Genomic DNA, 18772 nt, shown 5'->3' on the forward strand with positions numbered 1-18772 from the left:
GATGCCGTTCAATGCAGCAAGCGCGTGCCGTCTTCGTCCAGCAGCTCTTCCAGGACCAGGTTGTCGATCTCGGCTTCCTGGCTCCAGAGAACCATGAGGGCGATGATCTTGATCTTGGACAGCGGCACGGGCGTTTCCGGCGACGCCAGGCCCCGGTCGATGACGATTTCGCGCAGCGGCGCGGGCAGCACGCCAGCCGATTCCAGGAAGGCGATGAAGCCGATGGATTCGGTACCGAGCTGCTGGTATTCGTTGTCGGTGTAGATCCGGGTGCCGGTGGCGGGGGCCTGGGCGAGATCGACGCAGCGTTCGGTGGTTTCGGCCAGGCCGTACAGCCAGCCCAGGGCGTCGTCGATGTCTTCGTGCTCGAAACCGGCGGCGGCAAGCCGCTTTGCGAGCACGTCCGCCGCAGGACAGGCTTGCGGCGTGTAGTAATTCTCGTACAGATAAACCAGGATATCGAACATATGGCGCAGTTTTGTGCCTGTTTGCACAGTCGGCCCGCATATCGGCAGACCAGCAAACATGAATTTTACTTTACGCTGATTTATAGGGGTGGGCAACCGGCCGGAGGGTGGAATGTTGTATGAAGTCACCTTGCCTCAAAACGCGCACATTTTTACCCTAAATGCTGCCAATATTCATGATTCGAGGCAAAAAGGGGCGGACCTTATCGGTCCGCCCCTTTTTGTTTTCGGGTGGCTGATCAGGCCGCTTTGGGCGCGTTTTCCAGCTTGAGCTGAGCGATCTGGCGCATGAACACCGGGATGCAGATTGCCAGCCCGATCAGGCCGCTGGTCAGGCCCGGCAGGATGGTCAGCAAGGCGCCGATGGTGCACAGCCAGCGCTCCCAGCTCTTCATGCCCACCAGCATGTAACGCGAGAACGCCGCCGACAGCAGTACCAGGCCGACCATGCAGCCGAACAGCGTCACGAAGAAGTCATACCAGGTGAAGCCCTGCACCGAGATCAGCAGCGACGGCGAAAACACGAACACGAAGGGCACGATGAGCTTGGTGATGCCCAGCCTGAAGGCGGTGTTGCCGGTCTTGAATGGATCGCTGCCCGCCATGCCCGCCGCCGCATAGGCCGCCAGCGCCACGGGCGGTGTAATGTCCGCCAGGATGCCGAAATAGAACACGAAGAAGTGCGCCGCGATGGGCTGCACGCCCAGCTGCACCAGCGTGGGGGCGGCCACCGCCACCATGATCAGGTAGTTCGCCGTGGTGGGGATGCCGCAGCCCATCAGGATGCAAACCAGGCCGGTCATGATGAGCGCGGCGATCAGCGTGAGCGTCTGGGTATTGGCGATGGCATCGGGGATGACCGTTGCCGCGCCGCCGGCGATCGCCTGGGCCGCCGAGATGACGATGTACGAGATCTTGAAGCCCACGCCTGTCAGCGTGACCACGCCGATCACGATACCCACGGTACCCGCCGCGGCGCCCACTGCCAGCGCGTACTTGGCGCCGGTCTCGAAGGCTTCGTACAGGTCGCGCAGGCGCAGCCGCTGGAATGGATTCAGCAGGCCCACAATGATGCAGCCGGTAATGCCCGCGAACGCCGCCAGGTAAGGCGTGCGGCCGCTGGCCAGCACGCCGATCAGCAGGATCAGCGGGATCAGGGTGGGCCAGCGCATCTTGAACGACTGCTTGAGCTTGGGCATTTCCGCTTCGGTCAGCCCGCGCAGCCCTTCGCGCTTGGCCTCGAAGTGCACCTGCATGAACATGCCGAAGAAATACAGGAAGGCCGGGAAAATGCCCGCGATCGCGATCTGCTGGTACGGAATGCCCAGGAATTCGATCATCAGGAAGGCCGCCGCGCCCATGATGGGCGGCGTGATCTGCCCGCCCGTGCTGCTGGCGGCTTCCACACCGGCCGCGAAGTGCCGCGGGTAGCCGATGCGGATCATGGCCGGGATGGTCAGCGAACCCACCGTCACCGCATTGGCGACCGAGGAACCCGACAGCATGCCGAACATGGCCGAGCCGAACACCGACACCTTGGCCGGCCCGCCGGCATAGCGGCCGGCAATGGTGGAAGCGACGTCCAGGAACAGCTGGCCCAGGCCGATACGGGTGGCCAGCACGCCGAACAGCACGAAGTGGAACACGTAGGTCGCCACCACGCCCACCGCCACGCCGTACACGCCCTGGCTGGTCAGGTACATGTGGTTGACGATCTGGGGCCAGGTGTTGCCCGCGTGTTGCAGCAGTCCGGGGAAATACGGACCGAACATGGCGTAGGCCATGAACACCAGCGCGATGATGGGCAGCGGCCAGCCCATGGCGCGCCGCGTGGCTTCCAACAGGCCGATCAGCAGGATCGAGCCCATGAACACGTCTATGGGCAGCGGATTGCCCACGCGGAAGGCCAGGTCCTCGAAGATATAGGGGATGTACAGCACCGACAGGGCCAGTGCGATCGCGATGATCCAGTCGTACAGCGGAATGCCGCCGGGCGCGTACCAGGTGGACTTGGGCTCGCGCGTGTAGTGCGACTTGGAAAAGCCGAACACCAGGAAGATCAGGCTGAGCACGAAAGCCAGATGCACCCCGCGGTGCGTGGCTTCGCGCAGCAGGCCGAAGCCGGCCGTGTAGTAGTGGAAGATGGAGAGCGTAACCAGCAGGCCGGAGACGATCCAGGTCGCCGTCTTGTCCAGCGGCCGGAAGCGGATTTCCGAATCGTACTTCTCCGCCAGCTGCTGGGTTTTTTCGTGATCAATTTCCATCGCAGTAATTCTCTGGGTGATTCAGCAAGCAGGGCCGCTCGTGGCGGCCCTACTCAAGCGCGGCGCGTTGCGCCGCGGACATGCACTGCCATCCCTGCGCCCCCTGGCCGCGCGGCACGCTAGTCGCATGACCTCGTCGCCACTGATCGGGGCCGCGTGGATCCGGCTCCGCCGGTCCACTGCGGCGCCCCTGGGGGAAGCGCCGAAGGCGCTCGGTGGGGCCTACTTCAGCAGCCCGATTTCCTTGTAGAACTTTTCAGCGCCCGGGTGGAACGGAATGCCGGCGCCCTTGACCGCGTTGTCGCGGGTGATGAGCTTGCCCTTGGCGTGGCCGTTGTCCAGGGTCTTGCGGGTGGCGTCGCTGTACAGCGCCTTGGTGACGTCGTACACCACCTGCTCCGGCAGCTTGGCCGAGGTGACCATCTGGGCGTTGACCGAAATGGTCTTCACTTCACCCACGTTCTGGTAGGTGTTGGCGGCGATGGTGTCCGGCGTGAAGAATTCCTGCTTGGCGCGCAGCGCGTCGATCTCCGGGCCAACCAAGGGCACGATCTCGATGCCGGCGCCGCTGGACGCCAGTTCCGCGATGGCGCCTGCGGGGGCGCCGCCCACGAAGAAGAAGGCATCCAGCCCGCCATCCTTGAGCTTGTCGCCGGCTTGGTTGGGCTTCAGGTATTCGGCCTTGATGTCCTTGTCGGTCATGCCGTAGGCGCCCAGGATCAGACGCACGTCCACCAGGGTGCCGGAACCCGGCTCATCCATCGACACGCGCTTGCCCTTCAGGTCGGCCACGCTCTTGATGCCTGCGCCCTTGCGGGCCACCAGGTGGATGCTCTCCGGGTACAGCGTGGCGATCAGGCGCAGGTCTTGCGCCTTGGGCTTGCCTTCGAAGGTGCCGGTGCCGCTATAGGCCCAGAAAGCGACGTCGGACTGCGTGAAGCCGGCTTCGAAGGAACCGCCCAGAATGCCGTTGATGTTGGCCACCGACCCGTTGGAGGCGACCGCCGTGGCGACCAGCTTGCCGGGTTGGGACACCGCGTTGGCGATGATGCCGCCGATGGGGTAGTAGGTGCCGGCCGTGCCGCCCGTGCCGATGCGGAAGAATTGTTGCGCTTGCGCGGTGCCGGCGGCGCCGACGGCGGCGGCCGCGATGGTCAGGGCGGTGATCCAGGTCTTGAGTTTCATGCGAGCTTCTCCGAATTCTTGCTGACGGGTATCAGTAATGTGATTTCTGCCGATGGGCGAATTCCCCCGGCAAAATCTGCCTCCCCTCGGGGGCTTTCTTTATGATGAAATTCTGTCATGCCCGTCCCCTGTAGCCAATGATTACAGGGCTATGGTTTTCCAGGGGGTCGCATCGCCCAAGGTTATGGGCGGTCCCGCTTTGGTTATGGTGTGCGCTTACATCCCAGCAGTGCTGATAACGGAGTTTCCAAGATGTCCCAGGAAGTCATACGCGGCATTGCGCTGCCCCCCGCCGCCCAGCCGGGCGATCCCCTCGCCCGCGTCGATACCCCCAGCCTGGCGCTGGACCTGACCGCCTTCGAAGCCAACCTGCGCGCCATGCAGGCCTGGGCCGACCGCCACGAAGTCGCCCTGCGGCCGCACGCCAAGGCCCACAAGTGCCCGCAGATCGCGCTGCGGCAGGTGGCATTGGGCGCGCGCGGCATCTGCTGCCAGAAGGTCAGCGAAGCCCTGCCCTTCGTGGCCGCCGGCATCCGCGACGTCCACATCAGCAACGAAGTCGTCGGCCCGGCCAAGATGGCGTTGCTGGGCCAGCTGGCGCGCGCGGCCAAGATCAGCGTCTGCGTGGACAACGCCCAGAACCTGGCGCAGCTGTCCGCCGCCATGGTGCAGGCCGGCGCCCAGATCGACGTGCTGGTGGAAGTGGACGTGGGCCAGGGCCGCTGCGGCGTGTCCGACGACGCCACCGTCCTGGCGCTGGCGCAGCAGGCGCGCGCGCTGCCAGGCCTGAATTTCGCGGGCCTGCAGGCCTATCACGGGTCGGTGCAGCACTACCGCACCCGCGAAGAACGCGCCACCGTCTCCCGCCAGGCCGCGCGCATCGCCGCGTCCTACGCGCAGCTGCTGCGCGAAAGCGGCATCGCCTGCGACACCATCACCGGCGGCGGCACCGGCAGCGCGGAGTTCGACGCCGCCAGCGGTGTCTATACAGAACTGCAGGCCGGCTCCTATGCCTTCATGGACGGCGACTACGGCGCCAACGAATGGGGTGGCCCGCTCAATTTCCAGAACAGCCTGTTCCTGCTGTCCACCGTGATGAGCACGCCCACGCCTGACCGCGTGGTGCTGGACGCCGGCCTCAAATCGGCCTCCGCCGAATGTGGCCCGCCCGCCGTCTATGGCGAATCCGGCCTGACCTGCACCGCCATCAACGACGAGCACAGCGTGGTGCGCGTCGAACCCGGCGCCACGGCGCCCGCGCTGGGCAGCGTGCTGCGCCTGGTGCCCGCGCATGTGGACCCCACCTTCAACCTGCACGACGGCCTGGTGGTATTCAAGGACGGCGTGGTGCAGGACATCTGGGAAATCTCCGCGCGCGGTTTCTCGCGCTGAATCGTGATGCAGCAGCCCGTCTCCTTCGATTGGAAGATTCCCCTGTCCGACGTGCTGGACACGCTCAGGCAAATCTATTCGACCCGCCACCCGGCGCTTGCATCCGCGCGCCTGGACCTGCTTCGGTCCGTCATGAGCGACGACCGGGCCGACGACTTCCTGCCGGCGCTGGGCCAGGAGCTGGAGTCGTTGGGGCTGGCGCTCATCGAGCAGCGCGAAGAGGATGACGCGATTCGTCTGCTGATCGTGCCGCAGGCCGAGGCAGACAATCTCAAGACGCACATACAGGCGCGGGGTTGGGAGGCCGTTGCACATCGCCAGGAAGGGGCCGCGGCTGGCGTCCAGGCGGCCCTGCCCAAGCCGGCTTCGGGCCCGCTGTGCGGCCCCGAGGACTATCTGGACATTCCCTACGCCGTAGCGGTGGCTCCGGGATGGGCCTGCGCCGCAATGGAGGACTGGGAAGGCCCGATGCTTACCGACCTGCGTGCATGGCCGGCATTGCGCGCGATTGACGGCAAGTTTCCGGCGCGGCGCGGGCTGCTCGCCTCCTGCGTAAGCCTCAGCGGCGTACATGCCTGGATCGAACAGGGTCCGGACGGACTGTCCAGCACGCCTTATGCGCGTCTGCTGCATTCCGGCCAGGTCGAGCTGCCTTCTTCAAACCGGCCCGGCATGCCCCTGCCGCCACGCGCCGCGCAAGTGCAACGCCGGACGCCGGAATTCAGCCTGGGGTTTGCGGGCGATGATCTGCTGCTGGTGGACCGTGGCATGGTCTTTCTTTATCCCGCCTACGGGCGCCAGGAAGGGGACTGCGCCGCGGAGCCGACGCTGCTGCACACGGCGCCCGCGCAACGCCGTCCCGTCAGTGACAGGTCCGCCGTCATTCTTACGCCCGACGGCCGTACCTGCGTGCTGTGCCGCGGCCAACTGCTGGAGTTTCGCGAAGGGCGGCTGCATCCCTTGCCGCTCTCTTATGCCGTGCCATTGTCGGGCGACATCTCGCATCCCGTGGCCTTGGGCGACAGTGCCATTGCGTGGCTGGAGGATGACATGCTTTGCCATGCAGGCCTGGATGCCGGCGCCGTTCATCAACACGAAGTGGGGCATTTGCCTTCCGGCGGCATGACGCTGCAAGCGCTGCAGGGCGGCTGGCTATTGCTGGGCCACTGGCATGCGCCGCATCGAAGCATGGACCTGGGCCAGCTCTGGCATCCGGCGTCGGGCCAGTTGCTTCGAATCCGCCATGGCGCGCTGGACCTGGATAGCGGGATACAACAATGGATCGGCCTGCCAGGCGGCGAGGTCGTGGCGGGCGGTCAGACGCGCTACGCGCGGCTAGGCCGTTTCGACGCCCTGCTGGGCCGCCTGGACGCAAAAGCGCCATAGGACGCAACGCATAAGCGCAAAAAGGCCGGCGCGCCTTCAGCGCGCCAGCCGTCCAGGCAGGCTACCGGTTCAGGACTTACTGGGCTTTCTGCTGGATCTTCTCCCCGCCACGTTCGATGTCCTTGCCGGCGCCTTCCATCGTGTTGCAACCGGCCGTGATGGCGGTGATTGCCAGCAGCAGCGCAAGCCAGATTCGATGCGTCATTTTTTTCTCCTTTCGGCGTTCATGGGCGTAGCGGGTCATGCCGACAGGCAGCCGCGCTATTTCTTGTTCAGCAAGTCTCGTGCCTGATCCTTGGCTTCGCCCACGTTGCGCTGCACCTTGCCCACGGTTTTCTCCGCTTTCCCTTCGGCTTCGGTCTCGCGGTTGCCGGTCAGCTTGCCTGCCGTTTCCTTGATCGAGCCTTTGACTTCCTTGGCTGCGCCCTTGATGCGGTCGTTATCCATGTTGTCGCTCCTAATTCCAGGTTGCGTGAAACCGCGCTGGAGAGGCCTGCGAAGCCTGGCTCCGGCTGCGGACGAACCCACTATAGGAAGCGCATGGCACGCGCGTAAGAAGCGCGCGCATCAGATCGACTGGTACTTTTCTACCGAATCTTGTGGACCCGTTTTTGAGCCTGCTTGTCAGGCGCTTTCTGCGCCTGCTTGCGCGCCGGCTTTTCATATCCCACGATGCCGCGCTGCCGCGCCCAGATGATGGCGGCGCTGCGCCGGTGCACGTCCAGCTTGCTGTATAGCGCCGCCACATGATTGCGCACCGTGTTGCGCGACAAGTGCAGGCTGGCCGCGATCTCCGGATCCGTGTGGCCCTGGCACATCAGGCCCAGGATCTCGCGTTCGCGCGGCGTCAGGTCGGCCAGTTCGCCTTGCCCCTGCGGCGCGCCCTGGGGCGTGCGGATCTGCGCCAGTTTCTCGATGACGGTGCGGCTGAACCACGAGGTGTCCTGCATCACCGTCTCGATCGCCTCCATCAGCTCGACCTCGTTGCGCTTGCGCTCGGTGATGTCCTGGATCGCGGCCAGCACGCAGGGCTGGTCCTGGATCGACACCGGCGCGGCCGACACCAGGCAGTCCAGCAATGCGCCGTCGCGCGTGCGCAGCGCCATTTCCTGGCTGCGCACGCTGGCGCCCTGCTCAAGCGAGGCCATGGCGCGGTCATAGGCCTGCGGGTCCGTCCATAGTTGCGCCAGCGCATCCTCGTCGCGCGCCAAGGTCCTGGCGTCGTAGCCGGTGGTCGCGACGAAGGCATCGTTGACCTCCAGCAGCTTGCCTTCCGTTGTGCTCAGCGTCATGGGCACGGGCGCCAGCCGGAACGCCGTGGCGAAGCGCTGTTCGCTATCCCGCAGCGCCGTCTCGGCCTTGCGGCGCGGCTCCAGGTCGTTGAAGGTGAACAGCATGCAGGGCTGCTCCGCGACTTCGATGGGCTGGCCCGCCACGATCACCAGCTTGCTGCCGCCGCCCTGCACCGCGATGATGGTTTCCGTCTGCGGAATGGTCGTGCCTTCCGCCAGCCGGTGCAGCGCATCCTCGCGTTGCGGCGTATCGCCCAGCACGTCCAGCTGGCGCAGCGTCTTGCCCAGCACCTGTTCGCGCGTGTAGCCCGTCATCGCCAGAAAACCGTCATTGACCTTGATGTGCCGCAGATCCGCCAGCGAGCAGATCACGGCCGGCGCGGGGTTGGCGTTGAAGGTGCGTTCGAAACGCTCTTCCGCGCTGTATTGCTCGGTCACGTCCAGCAGCACCAGCACCATGCCTTCGGCCGCGCCCTGCGCATCGCGCAGCTCCAGATTTCGTACCTGATGCATGCGGCTGAAGTCCGGATCGCGGCGGCTGGTCACTTCCACCACCACGTCCTTGTAGGTCTCGCCCGCCAGCGCGCGGTCCAGCGGATACTGCGCCGCGCGCAGCGCGCGGTGATTGCGGTAGCGCAGCGCAAACGCCTTGCGGTAGCCGGCGGCGGTGCCGCCCAGCGCGGCCAGATCCGTCACGCCATGCATGGCCAACGCAGTGTCGTTGGCCCAGACGATGCGCCGGTCCTGGTCCAGCAGGATGATGCCTTCGATCAGGCCGTCGATGATTTCCAGCAGATGGCGGCGCTCCGTGGTGAACGCCGTGGCAGTCTTCTTCATTCCGGCTCCTGGTTGAGCAAGAGATAAGAAGAAAGTACTAGATAAAGTCGTCCTGCGTGATCTGGGCGAGCGCGAACCTGGCTTCTATCGTGGACTTGCACGATACGCGTGCCGCTGCGCGTGAGCGCTACACGTGAATCTTCAGGAGACATCCATGAACACGAACCAGAAGCCCGGCGATCCCGCCAACCAGACCGGCATCGATCCGTCCCAGCGTCCCGGACAGGAGCCGGGCGACGCGCCCGAAAAGCAGGCTCCCGGCCAAGTGCCGGGCCAGCCCGGCCCCGATGATACTGATCCGGGCCGCATGCCGCCGGAAGTGCCCGGCAACCCCGGACAGCCCGCAGAAAAGCCCAGGCAGCCTGGCGAGCCCGGACGGCCGGGCCAGCCGGGTGATCCGGCCTAAGCCGCCATAGCTTTACCTCAGCCCCTCATGCAAACCGCCCCGGCGATGCGGGGCGGTTTGCTGGGGTCATGACGTCTTGCGCGTCCGTCAGTCGACCTGAGCGCCTGACTGCTTCACCGCCTCGCCCCACTTCTTCACTTCGCCGGCAACGAAAGTGCCGGTCGCGTCAGGCGTCAGCGGCATCGGCTCTGCACCGCGGTCGCGGAAGAACTTCTGCATGTCCGGGGAGTTCAGCACCTGGCCGATCTGCTTGCTCAGATAGCCCGTCACCTCGGCGGGCGTATCGCGCGGCGCCAGCACCGCCGCCCAGCCGATGGCCTCGAAACCCGGATAACCCGATTCCGCCACGGTCGGCACGTCCGGCAGCTGCGGCAACCGCTTGGCCGTCGTTACCGCCAGCGCCACCGCCTTCTTGCTCTGCACATGCGGCAGGCCGGCAGTCACCGAGTCCACCATCAACGGCACCTGATGCCCCAGGAAATCCGCCTGCGCCGGGCCGCTGCCCTTGTAGGGAATGTGGCGGATGTCGATGTTCGCCGCCGCCTTGAACATCTCGGCCGACAAATGCTGCGTGCCGCCGATGCCCGCGCTGGCATAGGCCAGCTCGCCCGGATTGGCGCGCGCCTGCGTCACCAGCTGCTTGAGCGAGGTAATGCCCGAAGCCGGCGTCGCCAGGAACATCAGCGGCACCGAGAAAACCCCCGACACCGGCGCGAAATCCTTGGTCAGGCTGTAATTGATGGTCTTGTACAGCGTCTGGTTCACCGCCGCGGCAGAGCCCGCGATCACCAGCGTGTAGCCGTCCGGCGTCGCGCGCGCCGCCTGCTCCATCCCGATATTGCTGCCCGCGCCCGCGCGGTTCTCCACCACGATGGGCTGCTTCACGGCCGCGCCCAGTTTTTCGGCCAGCGCGCGCGCAAAGATGTCGGTCGCCTGCCCGGGCGGGAACGGCACGATCAGGCGGATGGGGCGCTCGGGATAATCGGCATGCGCGGTCGCCGCGGCCGTCGCCAGCGCCAGGCCGGCGGCAAGACTGGAAAGAATACGTTTCATGATTGGTCAGTAAAAAGCGACAAAGGGCTGCGCGCGGGGTCGCGCCTGTTGCATAAAATAGAGCGCCCGCGTTGTCTGCCCTTTTGAGGCGGCCCGGGGCGGATCGGCTGGGGGTACGTCACAATAGCATCCCCCCGTCGGTGCTAAATTCGCCTATTGGCATCGTCCAATCACTTTTAATCCCTGTTCTCTCATTCCGCAGGAACCGCCATGGAATTCAGCCAGTTCAAGACCAACGCCCTCATGGAGATCACCTCCCGCCCGGACCTCGTGTTCGTGCGCGGCCAGGGATCCTGGCTGGAGGATCACGCGGGCAAGCGATACCTGGACTTCGTCCAGGGCTGGGCCGTCAACACCCTGGGCCACTGCGCCCCGGAAATGCAGAAGGCCCTGCTGGACCAGTCCAAGCTGCTGATGAACCCCTCGCCGGCGTTCTACAACCTGCCCTCCATCGAACTGGCTGAGCGCCTGACCGGCGCCTCGGTCTTCGACCGCGTCTTCTTCGCCAACAGCGGCGGCGAAGCCAACGAAGGCGCCATCAAGCTGGCGCGCAAATGGGGCCAGGTGAACAAGAACGGCGCCTACAAGATCATCACCATGAACCACGGCTTCCACGGCCGCACGCTGGCCACCATGTCCGCGTCCGGCAAGCCGGGCTGGGACAAGATGTTTGCCCCGCAGGTCGAAGGCTTCCCCAAGGCCGAAATCAACGACCTGGAATCCGTGCGCAAGCTGATCGACGACCAGACCGTCGCCATCATGCTCGAACCCGTCCAGGGCGAAGCCGGCGTCATCCCCGCCAGCAAGGAATTCATGCAAGGCCTGCGCAAGCTGGCCGACGAGCACAAGCTGCTGTTCATCGTTGATGAAGTGCAGACGGGCATGGGGCGTACGGGCACCATGTTTGCGTACCATCAATCGGATGTTGTGCCGGACATCATGACGCTGGCCAAGGGTATTGGCGGTGGTGTGCCGCTGGCTGCGCTGCTGGCTCGCCAGGAAGTTTGCGTGTTCTCGCATGGTGACCAGGGTGGTACGTACAACGGCAATCCGTTGATGGCTGCTGTTGGCGTTGCTGTGTTTGATGCTCTGGCTGCGCCGGGGTTCATGGAGTCGGTCAATGCTCGCGCCAAGCAACTGTCCGAAGGCCTGCTGGCTCTGTCGGCCAAGTGGGGCATGAAGGGCGAGCGTGGGATGGGGCTGCTGCGTGCGCTGGTGATGGACCGTGATGATGGTCCTGCCATCGTTGAAGCTGCGCGTAATCTGGCGCCTAATGGCCTGTTGCTGAATGCGCCGCGTGGGAATCTGCTGCGGTTCATGCCGGCGTTGAATGTGACGGCGGAGGAGATCGATACGATGCTGGCGCAGTTGGATGGATTGATTGCTCAGGTGCGTAAGGCGTAATTGAAGCGATACGTTAAGCAGTGACGATGAGGGCCGCGATTAGCGGCCCTTTTCTTTGGTATGTCCATGAACGCAGGACGTGGACTATCATCAACCGGCATTCATGTGTGTACATCGCAGTATCGACCCATTGTTGAACTAGCCAGATATTGGAGGTTTCCATGAGCGGTTACTACGAGTTGAAGCGCAGCGGCGATCAGTACATGTTCAATCTGAAAGCTGGGAATCATGAAGTTATTTTGACGAGCGAGCGGTACACCACCAAAGCCAGCGCTCAGGATGGAATTGCGTCCGTTCGACAGAATTCGCCGATCGATGAGCGCTATCAGCGCAAGACGGCCACCAACGGTTCGCCCTATTTCTCATTGAGCGCGGCGAATGGGCAGTCCATTGGACGCAGTGAAATGTATTCGAGCGCCGCGGCTCGGGATGCCGGGATTGCGTCTGTGAAGACCAATGGGCCAAGCACTGTGGTGAAAGACAATACCTGAGTGGTTGGGGTGTAAGCCCTGATTCACATCTATCGGTGTCGGGACTAGAGAGCCGCAATGTTTGCGGCTCTTGTTCCGCTGGTTTACATCAGTGCGGCCGCCCGGCCTCGACCCACTGTTGGACTAGGTCCATCGACAAGCGATAGCGAGCGCAGTTGTACACGTCCAGTATGCGCAGTTCCTGCGCCAGTATCGGGCGGAATAACTGGACATTGTCTTCGGACAAGCCCAGCGTCGCCGTCGCGGCCTCGGCCGTTTGCTGCTCACGTAGTACCCGGCCAATCGCCTCGTTCAGTTTTCCCCGGAATCGAAAGCGCACTGGATCCGGCACGCCCGCAGCGTTGAGATGCACGGCGTACTTGCGGATCGAGCGCCGATAGGCCCAGGCGAACAACTCCGCCGCAAGCGTCACGTCGCCGTATTCATAGACTCCCAACATGGCGTAGACGTAGTCCTGTATCTCTACGTCCAGGAAGGACAGCGGCGCGCAGTTGTAAAGCATCAGCGGAATGTTGGCCGCCAGGCGGCTGGTCCGCTTGTTGCCGTCTTCGAACGGCTGCAAATAGGCAAGATTCACCCACAGAAAGAATGCCGCTTCGACCGGGTTCTTGATAAGCCGAGCTTTCTCCACAATCTGGTCGAACATTTCTTGCAGCAACAAGGGCGCCTGGAGCGGCACGTAAGTCGTGTCCCCGATGTTGACCACGATCTGACGGATGCGGCCCAGGCCGTCGGCATTGGCCAATAGTTCCTCCAGCAGGATCGCGTGAAGATTGCCGATCACGGCGGACGTCAGGCCATGTGCGGGCACCGCATCGACCAGGAACTCGATGGCCCTCTTATGGTTGAGCAGCATCACTGCATCCAGATCTTCCCCGGCCATTCCGTGCTTGAAGAGTTCCTGCGTGGCCAACAGGGAATACCGGTTGCCTTCCAGTCGAGAGGATGACCAGGACAGGTCGAGCAGCAGCGGCTCCAGTACGCGACGCGCGTAAGTCCCGGCAGGCGACTGACCTGGCATGCGGCCTTCGTCGGCCAGGTCTTGAGCTAACGAAGGCGGCAACAGGGAGCTCTGGTTTGGCACATAGCTTTCCACGAAGGCGCGTTCGTATCCCACAGGTGCACGCGCCGACAACGGCTGCCGAAGCCGGGCCAGCAGGGCTTGACCACGCTCAGACCAGATCATCCCGACGGCCTCGGAGGTCGGCTCCGACAGCCGCGTGGCAATGGTCGTTGGGAGTGTCGATGCGGGTGTTTCGTCCGCAATCCGATAGCGAGTTGCCCGGCCCTGCCCCTCGCGCAGTATCGCGCCGGCTTTGCGCAGATTTTCCAATTGGCGCTTCACCGTGGACCAACTGACGCCGGTTCGGTAGGCCAGTTCGCTGGAACTCACCCAGGGCAGGTTCTCGCGCTGCTGGGCGCGCAGAAACTGAAGAATGTCTTCGCGGACGGTCATGGCAAGAGCTGAAGATGCTGAATCAGCTCAATTTAGCAGTAATCAGCTCAAGAAATGAGCTGATTTGGTCTGATTTTGAGCTGATTTCCAATGCGTCCGTCCGAGGAAATTGATTGCCGCGATTTCGTCACTCACGCATCAACGCCAAAACGAGTACTTTGCCGCCAACAGAGATGATTGCGGCATTCCGAAGTGGTTGTTATCCGAGGTGAGGCTGGTCCGATAGCCACCACGGCGTCCCAACGGCTGTAGCCGGGGCGGAGCACGTTGTATGCGGGAAAGCGAGTGCTATGCGCGCATCGCTCCGCCGATGGGCCAAGCATTCAGCGAGCCGGCGGAAAATTGTAGTCTGACACCATTATTTCGAGTCACCCTGGCCGGATTTTCGCCCACCAGCGTGTTCGCTGGCACATCCTTGGTGACAACCGAACCCGCCGGGATTCAGACATCCCTCTCGATCACGATGTGAAAAATCGAAATTGCAGTCTGAGATCACTATTAACGGCCTGTCTGCCTTAATGGCGCTCGCTAGGAGATCTCCACGAATTCAGTAAGTTTTTGGCCGGAGCCTACGAGACACGTCAGCGATCGCTAATGACAGCTTTCGGCCAACAGCTGACATTCGGCTATCACCAAGGCGACCTACGGGAAAAGGCAAAAACTGGGCTGGAACCACACTAGCTGCTTCTGAGCCGCAAATCGTGCTGAATGGACATTCGTTCAGGCTGGCCCTTTCGAGGCCGCCGATCATTCTCGAGGAAATAGCATAGGCAGCACCACTGGCGGCGCCGATGCCGACGTCACCGTCAATCGGTTCAAGAAGTTCTTCGGCGACGTGAAAGGCAAACGCTTTTTCTTCACGAACGGACTAGATAGCGCGGCGCTAAAGCATCTCGAGACGATTCAGGTGCTCCGCACCTAGAAGAAATCGCGCAGATGGCGACCCAACAGCCTCTCCGCCGGATCGCGCGAGTTCGCGCTCGTGCCGTGGCCACCGGCGCTGGAGCGCCAGCTCAGCAAGCCAGTCGCAGGCATCATGCGTGGCGATGGCACAACTGGCAGTTCGTCGTGGCCGTGGCGGACCAACTATCGCTTGACCGCTCTTTGTTCTCCCGCATGCTCTCCTATACTTGATGAAAAGGGGGGGGAGAACGATGTTCGAAATTACTGGCGCACAAGTCGCCGACCTCAATGACGCCGATCTGCGGACACTCGTCGCACGTCTCGCTTTGGCAGAATTGCGGGCGCAGGGTTGCCCCAGTTCGTCGGTGACCGCTGGCGGCAATCAGGATGCGGCCGATGGCGGGCTTGATGTCCGGGTCGAGTGCCCGTCCGCACTGCTGATGCCGGATTTCGTGCCGAGCCAGCACACAGGATTTCAGGTAAAGAAGCCCGACATGCCGGCGAGCGCAATCCGCGATGAGATGCGTCCTGGCGGCGTACTACGGCCGGTCATCGCCGAACTCGCCGCTCGCTCGGGCGCCTACATCATCGTCAGCGCGCAAGGGTCGGTCGCAGACAAGCCGCTGAGCGATCGTCGCGATGCGATCCGGGCGCAGCTCGACGATCTGCCTGAGGCCGGGCAGTTGCATAGCGACTTCTACGATCGCGACCGGCTGGCTACATGGGTCAATCACTATCCCGGGATTGCCGCCTGGGTCCGCATGCGGCTCGGCATCGGTATGTCGGGCTGGAGCAGCATCGGCGATTGGTGCGGCGTCGGCGTGAGCGAGGAGACGCCCTATCTCTTCAATGACAAGGCTTGCCTAACTGATGAGCGAACGAGCGACCGCGAGCAACTCACCATCGGCGAGGGTATCGCCCGGCTTCGCGTCTCTCTGAACAAAGCTCGCCAATGTATCCGGTTGATCGGCTTGTCCGGTCTCGGAAAGACTCGTCTCGTGCAGGCACTGTTCGAGGATGGTGTCGGCGAGGCGCCGCTGGACCCGGGGCTTGCCGTTTATACCGACTATTCGGTCGAGACTGACCCGACCGCCCGGGACATGGCGCGCCAGCTAGTTATCGCACGGCAACGTGCGATCCTGATCGTCGATAACTGCAATCCGGCGACGCACAGCGAACTTGCCCGCATCTGTTCGGAAGCGGGGAGCCAGGTCAGCCTCCTCACGGTCGAATATGATGTTCGCGACGATGAGCCCGAGCGTACCGAGGTCTTTCGCCTGCAATCAGCATCGCCCGAAATGGTGGAACTGTGGCTGGAAAAGACCTTCCCCAATGTGACGCAGGTGGACCGGCGCACGATATCGGAGTTCAGCGACGGCAATTTCCGCGCGGCGCGCGCCCTCGCCGAAACCCTCGGGAAAGGCGAGACCCTGGGAAAGCTCAAGAGCCGTGACCTCTTCGAGCGGATTTTTCACCAGCGCAACGAGCCCGACCGGGATCTCCTTTCCGCCGCCGAAGACCTTGCACTGCTCTATTCGATCGATGGCGAAGACACGTCGGAAAGCGGCGAACTTGCGCGGGTTGCTGCTATTCGCGGCGCTTCCGTGGCGACGATATATGCGGCGCTGAACACGCTTCGTCAGCGCGGGATCGCGCAGTTGCGCGGACGGTGGCGCGCGATCCTGCCGCACGCGGTCGCCAACCCGCTCGCCGGGTTCGCCCTCGAACGCATGCCCCCGGCCGATTTCGATCGCTTCTGCGCGTCGCTCACGGCGCGGATGCAGAAGTCCCTTTCGCGCCGCCTCGGCTATCTGCACGACAGCGCCGAGGCACGGGCCGCGGTCGAGCGCTGGCTCGGTGCCGACGGTCTTCTTGGCGATCTCACGGCGTTGGGCGAAGACGGTCTCCAGATCATCACGAATATCGCTCCGGTCGCGCCCGATGCCGTGCTCGCAAGGATCGAGCGAGACGTGGCCGGGCCGCGCGGCGCCGAGATACTCGATCCGCAGTCGAGCGACCGATGGCAGTGGATACGGTTGATCAAGCGCCTCGCTTACGATCCACCGCTATTCGACCGCGCGGCGACATTGCTTGCCCGGTTCCTTTCCGCCGAACCGCCCAATCACAACAACAACTCGGCATCGGACATGTTCGCCGAGCTGTTTCACCTGCACCTGTCCGGCACCAAGGCTTTGCCGGACCAGCGGCGATCGCTTGTGCGCCGGTTCGCGCAATCTGGTGATCCGGCTTTGATGCGCTGCGCCGGCGTCGCCCTCGATGCGCTGCTGAAGGCGCACTATTTCAGTTCATCCAGCGACTTCGACTTCGGCGCCCGGTCACGCGACTATGGCTGGCACCCGCCGACCTATGGCGACATCTGGGCCTGGTACAACGGCGCGGTCGACTTGGCGGTCGAGCTTTCGCCAATCATCAAAAACGCCCGGGACCACCTTGCCCATAGCGTAAGGGAGCTGTGGCATTTCGGCGCCTGTCACGATGCGCTCGAACGGGCAGCGACCCACTTCTCTTCCGAGCGGCCCTGGATCGAGGGGTGGATCGGCTTCCGCACAGCGCAGCGTTTCGAGGGCGACGCTATGCCTGATGAGGTGCGCGCGCGTCTCACCGCGCTCATCGACCGCCTGAAACCCACCGACCTTCTCCATCAGGCCCGTGCGGTGGTACTGGGGCGCAGAAGTTTCGGTTGGGATGTCGCTGACGGTGATGCCGACGACGGCGATGTCATGAAGCCGTATGAGCGCGCCTCCCAGCTCGCGAAGGAGATCGGAACCGCGCTCGCGCACGACCCGGAGACGCGCGCTGCCTTCATCGCCGAACTGCTCGTCGAACAACATCCGCAGCGCGCCTACGAGTGCGGCATCGGCCTGTCGGATGGCGCCGCCGATCTTGATGCGATGTGGCGGGAACTGCTGGGCCTCTTTTCTGCCGCCGATGTGGACAGCCGGAATGCGACGGTGCTGGGCGGGTTCATCCATGGCGCACACGCCAGAGATTCGGCCTTCGCCGACACCGCGCTGGAGGATGTGATCGAGAATCCCGATCTCGCCGCGAGCTTGCCCTATCTTCAGGCGCGTGTTGCTATCGATACCCAGGGCATTGCGCGGCTTCGGCGTGCGATTGAACGTGGCGTCCTGTCGGCGCGGACTTTTCACAGCATCGCCAATGGCAGCGTCGGCGAGTCTCCACCCGACGCGCTTGGTCCGCTGCTCACCGACATCGCCAGTCTCGCCGACGGCGTGGAGATCGCGCTCGATATCCTTCACATGCACTTCTACCGCGATCGGGAGGAGGGCCGACAACGCGCTCCATCCTTGATTGCCGTCGGCCGTGAGCTGCTGCTGCGCGCCGACTTCGGGAAGAAGCAGTCGCTTCGCGATTTCGGGCTGCATACCGTCATTCGGGTCTGCTGCGCCGGACCTGATGGTGCGGCGACGCTGCGCGAGATCTGCGCGCGGGTCCGGGCCGGGCTGGAGACCGTCTATCTCTCGTCCTACGATCTTGGTTATGTCTTGAAGGCGCTCTTCGAAACGCATCCCCTCATCGCTCTCGACGAATTCCTGCTTCCTGAGCTCCGGCCGAGGAATCGGGGACTGTTTGAGGGGGACTTCGGGTCTGGCACGCCGGTGGAAGATGTCGGCGCCGAGACCCTTGTTCAGTGGGCGAATATCGATCCGGATCGGCGCTATCCGCTGCTTGGCAAAAGCATCTCCATGTTCAAGCGGCGGCCGGGCGAAGAGGAGAATGGTGTCTCCACGCTTTTCCTGGAAATATTGGGCCACGCGCGAGACAAGCGGGCGTTTCTCGGTGATATCTGGTCGCGGCTGCATCCGCGCAGCTGGAGTGGCTCGCTCGCCGATATCATGGTTCGGCGTCGCGCAGCTATCACAACGCTGGGTGACAATGTCGGAGGCGAGGTTCGGCAATGGGTCACCGACATGCTGCCCGAACTGGAACGCTGGATCGAACATGAGAGCAAGCGCGATCGGGAAGGCGAGCAGAGTTTCGAATAGCTGCTGATCCGAGCATCCCCAGCGGGGCTCTGACGCCGATCGCGGCTCTCGCGTAGTCTTAGGCCGGACCCGCCGCCCTTTGCATTTCTGCCCGACGGCTTCGCGCTGGGCGAATGGCCGGTTTTGGCACACCGCTGCCGAACGGCTGCTTAGGGTCGAAAGCGGACGTGTGAGTAGTCGGTGGCGAAATTGTCATTCACCCTGCGGA

Annotated in this window: 14 protein-coding genes; 6 read left to right on the forward strand and 8 right to left on the reverse strand. The window is 63.6% G+C overall.

Features of this window, described 5'->3' with window-relative positions:
* Positions 1 to 8: 8 nt before the first annotated feature.
* From AC1RHV_RS12980 to AC1RHV_RS12990, 3 genes are all read right to left on the reverse strand, one after another.
* Positions 9 to 467 (reverse strand): Smg family protein, encoded by a 459-nt coding sequence (locus AC1RHV_RS12980; protein WP_042795808.1) that lies wholly within the window; start codon positions 465 to 467, stop codon positions 9 to 11.
* Positions 468 to 706: 239 nt separating this feature from the next.
* On the reverse strand, positions 707 to 2731 hold the full coding sequence (locus AC1RHV_RS12985; RefSeq protein ID WP_054455701.1) for a TRAP transporter permease: 2025 nt from the start codon (positions 2729 to 2731) through the stop codon (positions 707 to 709).
* Positions 2732 to 2953: 222 nt separating this feature from the next.
* Complete coding sequence (locus AC1RHV_RS12990) at positions 2954 to 3916, reverse strand: TAXI family TRAP transporter solute-binding subunit (RefSeq protein WP_054455699.1); 963 nt, start codon at positions 3914 to 3916, stop codon at positions 2954 to 2956.
* Positions 3917 to 4168: 252 nt separating this feature from the next.
* Here AC1RHV_RS12990 and AC1RHV_RS12995 point away from each other — a divergent pair, with 252 nt between their 5' ends.
* Together AC1RHV_RS12995 and AC1RHV_RS13000 are read left to right on the forward strand one after the other, a co-directional pair.
* Positions 4169 to 5308, forward strand: a complete 1140-nt coding sequence (locus AC1RHV_RS12995) for a DSD1 family PLP-dependent enzyme (protein WP_054455697.1) — start codon at positions 4169 to 4171, stop codon at positions 5306 to 5308.
* A gap of 6 nt (positions 5309 to 5314) precedes the next feature.
* Positions 5315 to 6694: a DUF6630 family protein gene (locus AC1RHV_RS13000; protein ID WP_492300987.1), complete on the forward strand. Its 1380-nt coding sequence runs from the start codon at positions 5315 to 5317 to the stop codon at positions 6692 to 6694.
* Positions 6695 to 6770: 76 nt separating this feature from the next.
* Here the strand turns inward: AC1RHV_RS13000 and AC1RHV_RS13005 are convergent, their stop codons facing one another.
* The 3 genes from AC1RHV_RS13005 to AC1RHV_RS13015 form a co-directional block, all read right to left on the reverse strand.
* Positions 6771 to 6899 carry an entericidin A/B family lipoprotein gene (locus tag AC1RHV_RS13005; RefSeq protein WP_013390837.1) on the reverse strand — a complete coding sequence of 43 codons (129 nt, stop codon included), beginning with the start codon at positions 6897 to 6899 and terminating at the stop codon, positions 6771 to 6773.
* A 56-nt stretch (positions 6900 to 6955) separates the two neighbouring features.
* Positions 6956 to 7141, reverse strand: a complete 186-nt coding sequence (locus tag AC1RHV_RS13010) for a CsbD family protein (RefSeq protein WP_013390838.1) — start codon at positions 7139 to 7141, stop codon at positions 6956 to 6958.
* A gap of 140 nt (positions 7142 to 7281) precedes the next feature.
* Positions 7282 to 8823 carry a helix-turn-helix transcriptional regulator gene (locus tag AC1RHV_RS13015; protein WP_492300989.1) on the reverse strand — a complete coding sequence of 514 codons (1542 nt, stop codon included), beginning with the start codon at positions 8821 to 8823 and terminating at the stop codon, positions 7282 to 7284.
* Between the two features lie 154 nt (positions 8824 to 8977).
* Here AC1RHV_RS13015 and AC1RHV_RS13020 point away from each other — a divergent pair, with 154 nt between their 5' ends.
* On the forward strand, positions 8978 to 9229 hold the full coding sequence (locus tag AC1RHV_RS13020) for a hypothetical protein (protein ID WP_054455691.1): 252 nt from the start codon (positions 8978 to 8980) through the stop codon (positions 9227 to 9229).
* An 87-nt stretch (positions 9230 to 9316) separates the two neighbouring features.
* On the opposite strand, the gene AC1RHV_RS13025 is transcribed toward AC1RHV_RS13020, so the two are convergent.
* Positions 9317 to 10282 carry a Bug family tripartite tricarboxylate transporter substrate binding protein gene (locus AC1RHV_RS13025; RefSeq protein ID WP_492300991.1) on the reverse strand — a complete coding sequence of 322 codons (966 nt, stop codon included), beginning with the start codon at positions 10280 to 10282 and terminating at the stop codon, positions 9317 to 9319.
* A gap of 210 nt (positions 10283 to 10492) precedes the next feature.
* Here AC1RHV_RS13025 and AC1RHV_RS13030 point away from each other — a divergent pair, with 210 nt between their 5' ends.
* Together AC1RHV_RS13030 and AC1RHV_RS13035 are read left to right on the forward strand one after the other, a co-directional pair.
* Positions 10493 to 11686 carry an acetylornithine transaminase gene (locus tag AC1RHV_RS13030; RefSeq protein ID WP_492300992.1) on the forward strand — a complete coding sequence of 398 codons (1194 nt, stop codon included), beginning with the start codon at positions 10493 to 10495 and terminating at the stop codon, positions 11684 to 11686.
* 161 nt (positions 11687 to 11847) lie between these two features.
* Positions 11848 to 12177: a YegP family protein gene (locus tag AC1RHV_RS13035; RefSeq protein ID WP_088143618.1), complete on the forward strand. Its 330-nt coding sequence runs from the start codon at positions 11848 to 11850 to the stop codon at positions 12175 to 12177.
* Positions 12178 to 12265: 88 nt separating this feature from the next.
* Here AC1RHV_RS13035 and AC1RHV_RS13040 read toward each other — a convergent pair whose 3' ends face one another.
* Positions 12266 to 13633, reverse strand: coding sequence for a Fic family protein (locus AC1RHV_RS13040; RefSeq protein WP_492300994.1), 1368 nt, complete (start codon positions 13631 to 13633; stop codon positions 12266 to 12268).
* A 1154-nt stretch (positions 13634 to 14787) separates the two neighbouring features.
* On the opposite strand from AC1RHV_RS13040, the gene AC1RHV_RS13045 reads away from it, so the two are divergent.
* A complete protein-coding gene (locus AC1RHV_RS13045) occupies positions 14788 to 18564 on the forward strand; it encodes a hypothetical protein (protein WP_492300996.1) in 3777 nt (1258 codons plus the stop codon).
* Positions 18565 to 18772: the final 208 nt, after the last annotated feature.

It is taken from the genome of Achromobacter sp. GW823-FHT04E03, assembly GCF_058796095.1.

What these genes read in the sequence shown, in the direction of transcription:
- AC1RHV_RS13025 (WP_492300991.1), bottom strand. Translation starts at nt 10,282, where the DNA reads ATGAAACGTATTCTTTCCAGTCTTGCCGCCGGCCTGGCGCTGGCGACG.
- AC1RHV_RS12980 (WP_042795808.1), bottom strand. Translation starts at nt 467, where the DNA reads ATGTTCGATATCCTGGTTTATCTGTACGAGAATTACTACACGCCGCAA.
- AC1RHV_RS13005 (WP_013390837.1), bottom strand. Translation starts at nt 6,899, where the DNA reads ATGACGCATCGAATCTGGCTTGCGCTGCTGCTGGCAATCACCGCCATC.
- AC1RHV_RS12995 (WP_054455697.1), top strand. Translation starts at nt 4,169, where the DNA reads ATGTCCCAGGAAGTCATACGCGGCATTGCGCTGCCCCCCGCCGCCCAG.
- AC1RHV_RS12985 (WP_054455701.1), bottom strand. Translation starts at nt 2,731, where the DNA reads ATGGAAATTGATCACGAAAAAACCCAGCAGCTGGCGGAGAAGTACGAT.
- AC1RHV_RS13020 (WP_054455691.1), top strand. Translation starts at nt 8,978, where the DNA reads ATGAACACGAACCAGAAGCCCGGCGATCCCGCCAACCAGACCGGCATC.
- AC1RHV_RS13030 (WP_492300992.1), top strand. Translation starts at nt 10,493, where the DNA reads ATGGAATTCAGCCAGTTCAAGACCAACGCCCTCATGGAGATCACCTCC.
- AC1RHV_RS13035 (WP_088143618.1), top strand. Translation starts at nt 11,848, where the DNA reads ATGAGCGGTTACTACGAGTTGAAGCGCAGCGGCGATCAGTACATGTTC.
- AC1RHV_RS13000 (WP_492300987.1), top strand. Translation starts at nt 5,315, where the DNA reads ATGCAGCAGCCCGTCTCCTTCGATTGGAAGATTCCCCTGTCCGACGTG.
- AC1RHV_RS13040 (WP_492300994.1), bottom strand. Translation starts at nt 13,633, where the DNA reads ATGACCGTCCGCGAAGACATTCTTCAGTTTCTGCGCGCCCAGCAGCGC.
- AC1RHV_RS13045 (WP_492300996.1), top strand. Translation starts at nt 14,788, where the DNA reads ATGTTCGAAATTACTGGCGCACAAGTCGCCGACCTCAATGACGCCGAT.
- AC1RHV_RS13015 (WP_492300989.1), bottom strand. Translation starts at nt 8,823, where the DNA reads ATGAAGAAGACTGCCACGGCGTTCACCACGGAGCGCCGCCATCTGCTG.
- AC1RHV_RS13010 (WP_013390838.1), bottom strand. Translation starts at nt 7,141, where the DNA reads ATGGATAACGACCGCATCAAGGGCGCAGCCAAGGAAGTCAAAGGCTCG.
- AC1RHV_RS12990 (WP_054455699.1), bottom strand. Translation starts at nt 3,916, where the DNA reads ATGAAACTCAAGACCTGGATCACCGCCCTGACCATCGCGGCCGCCGCC.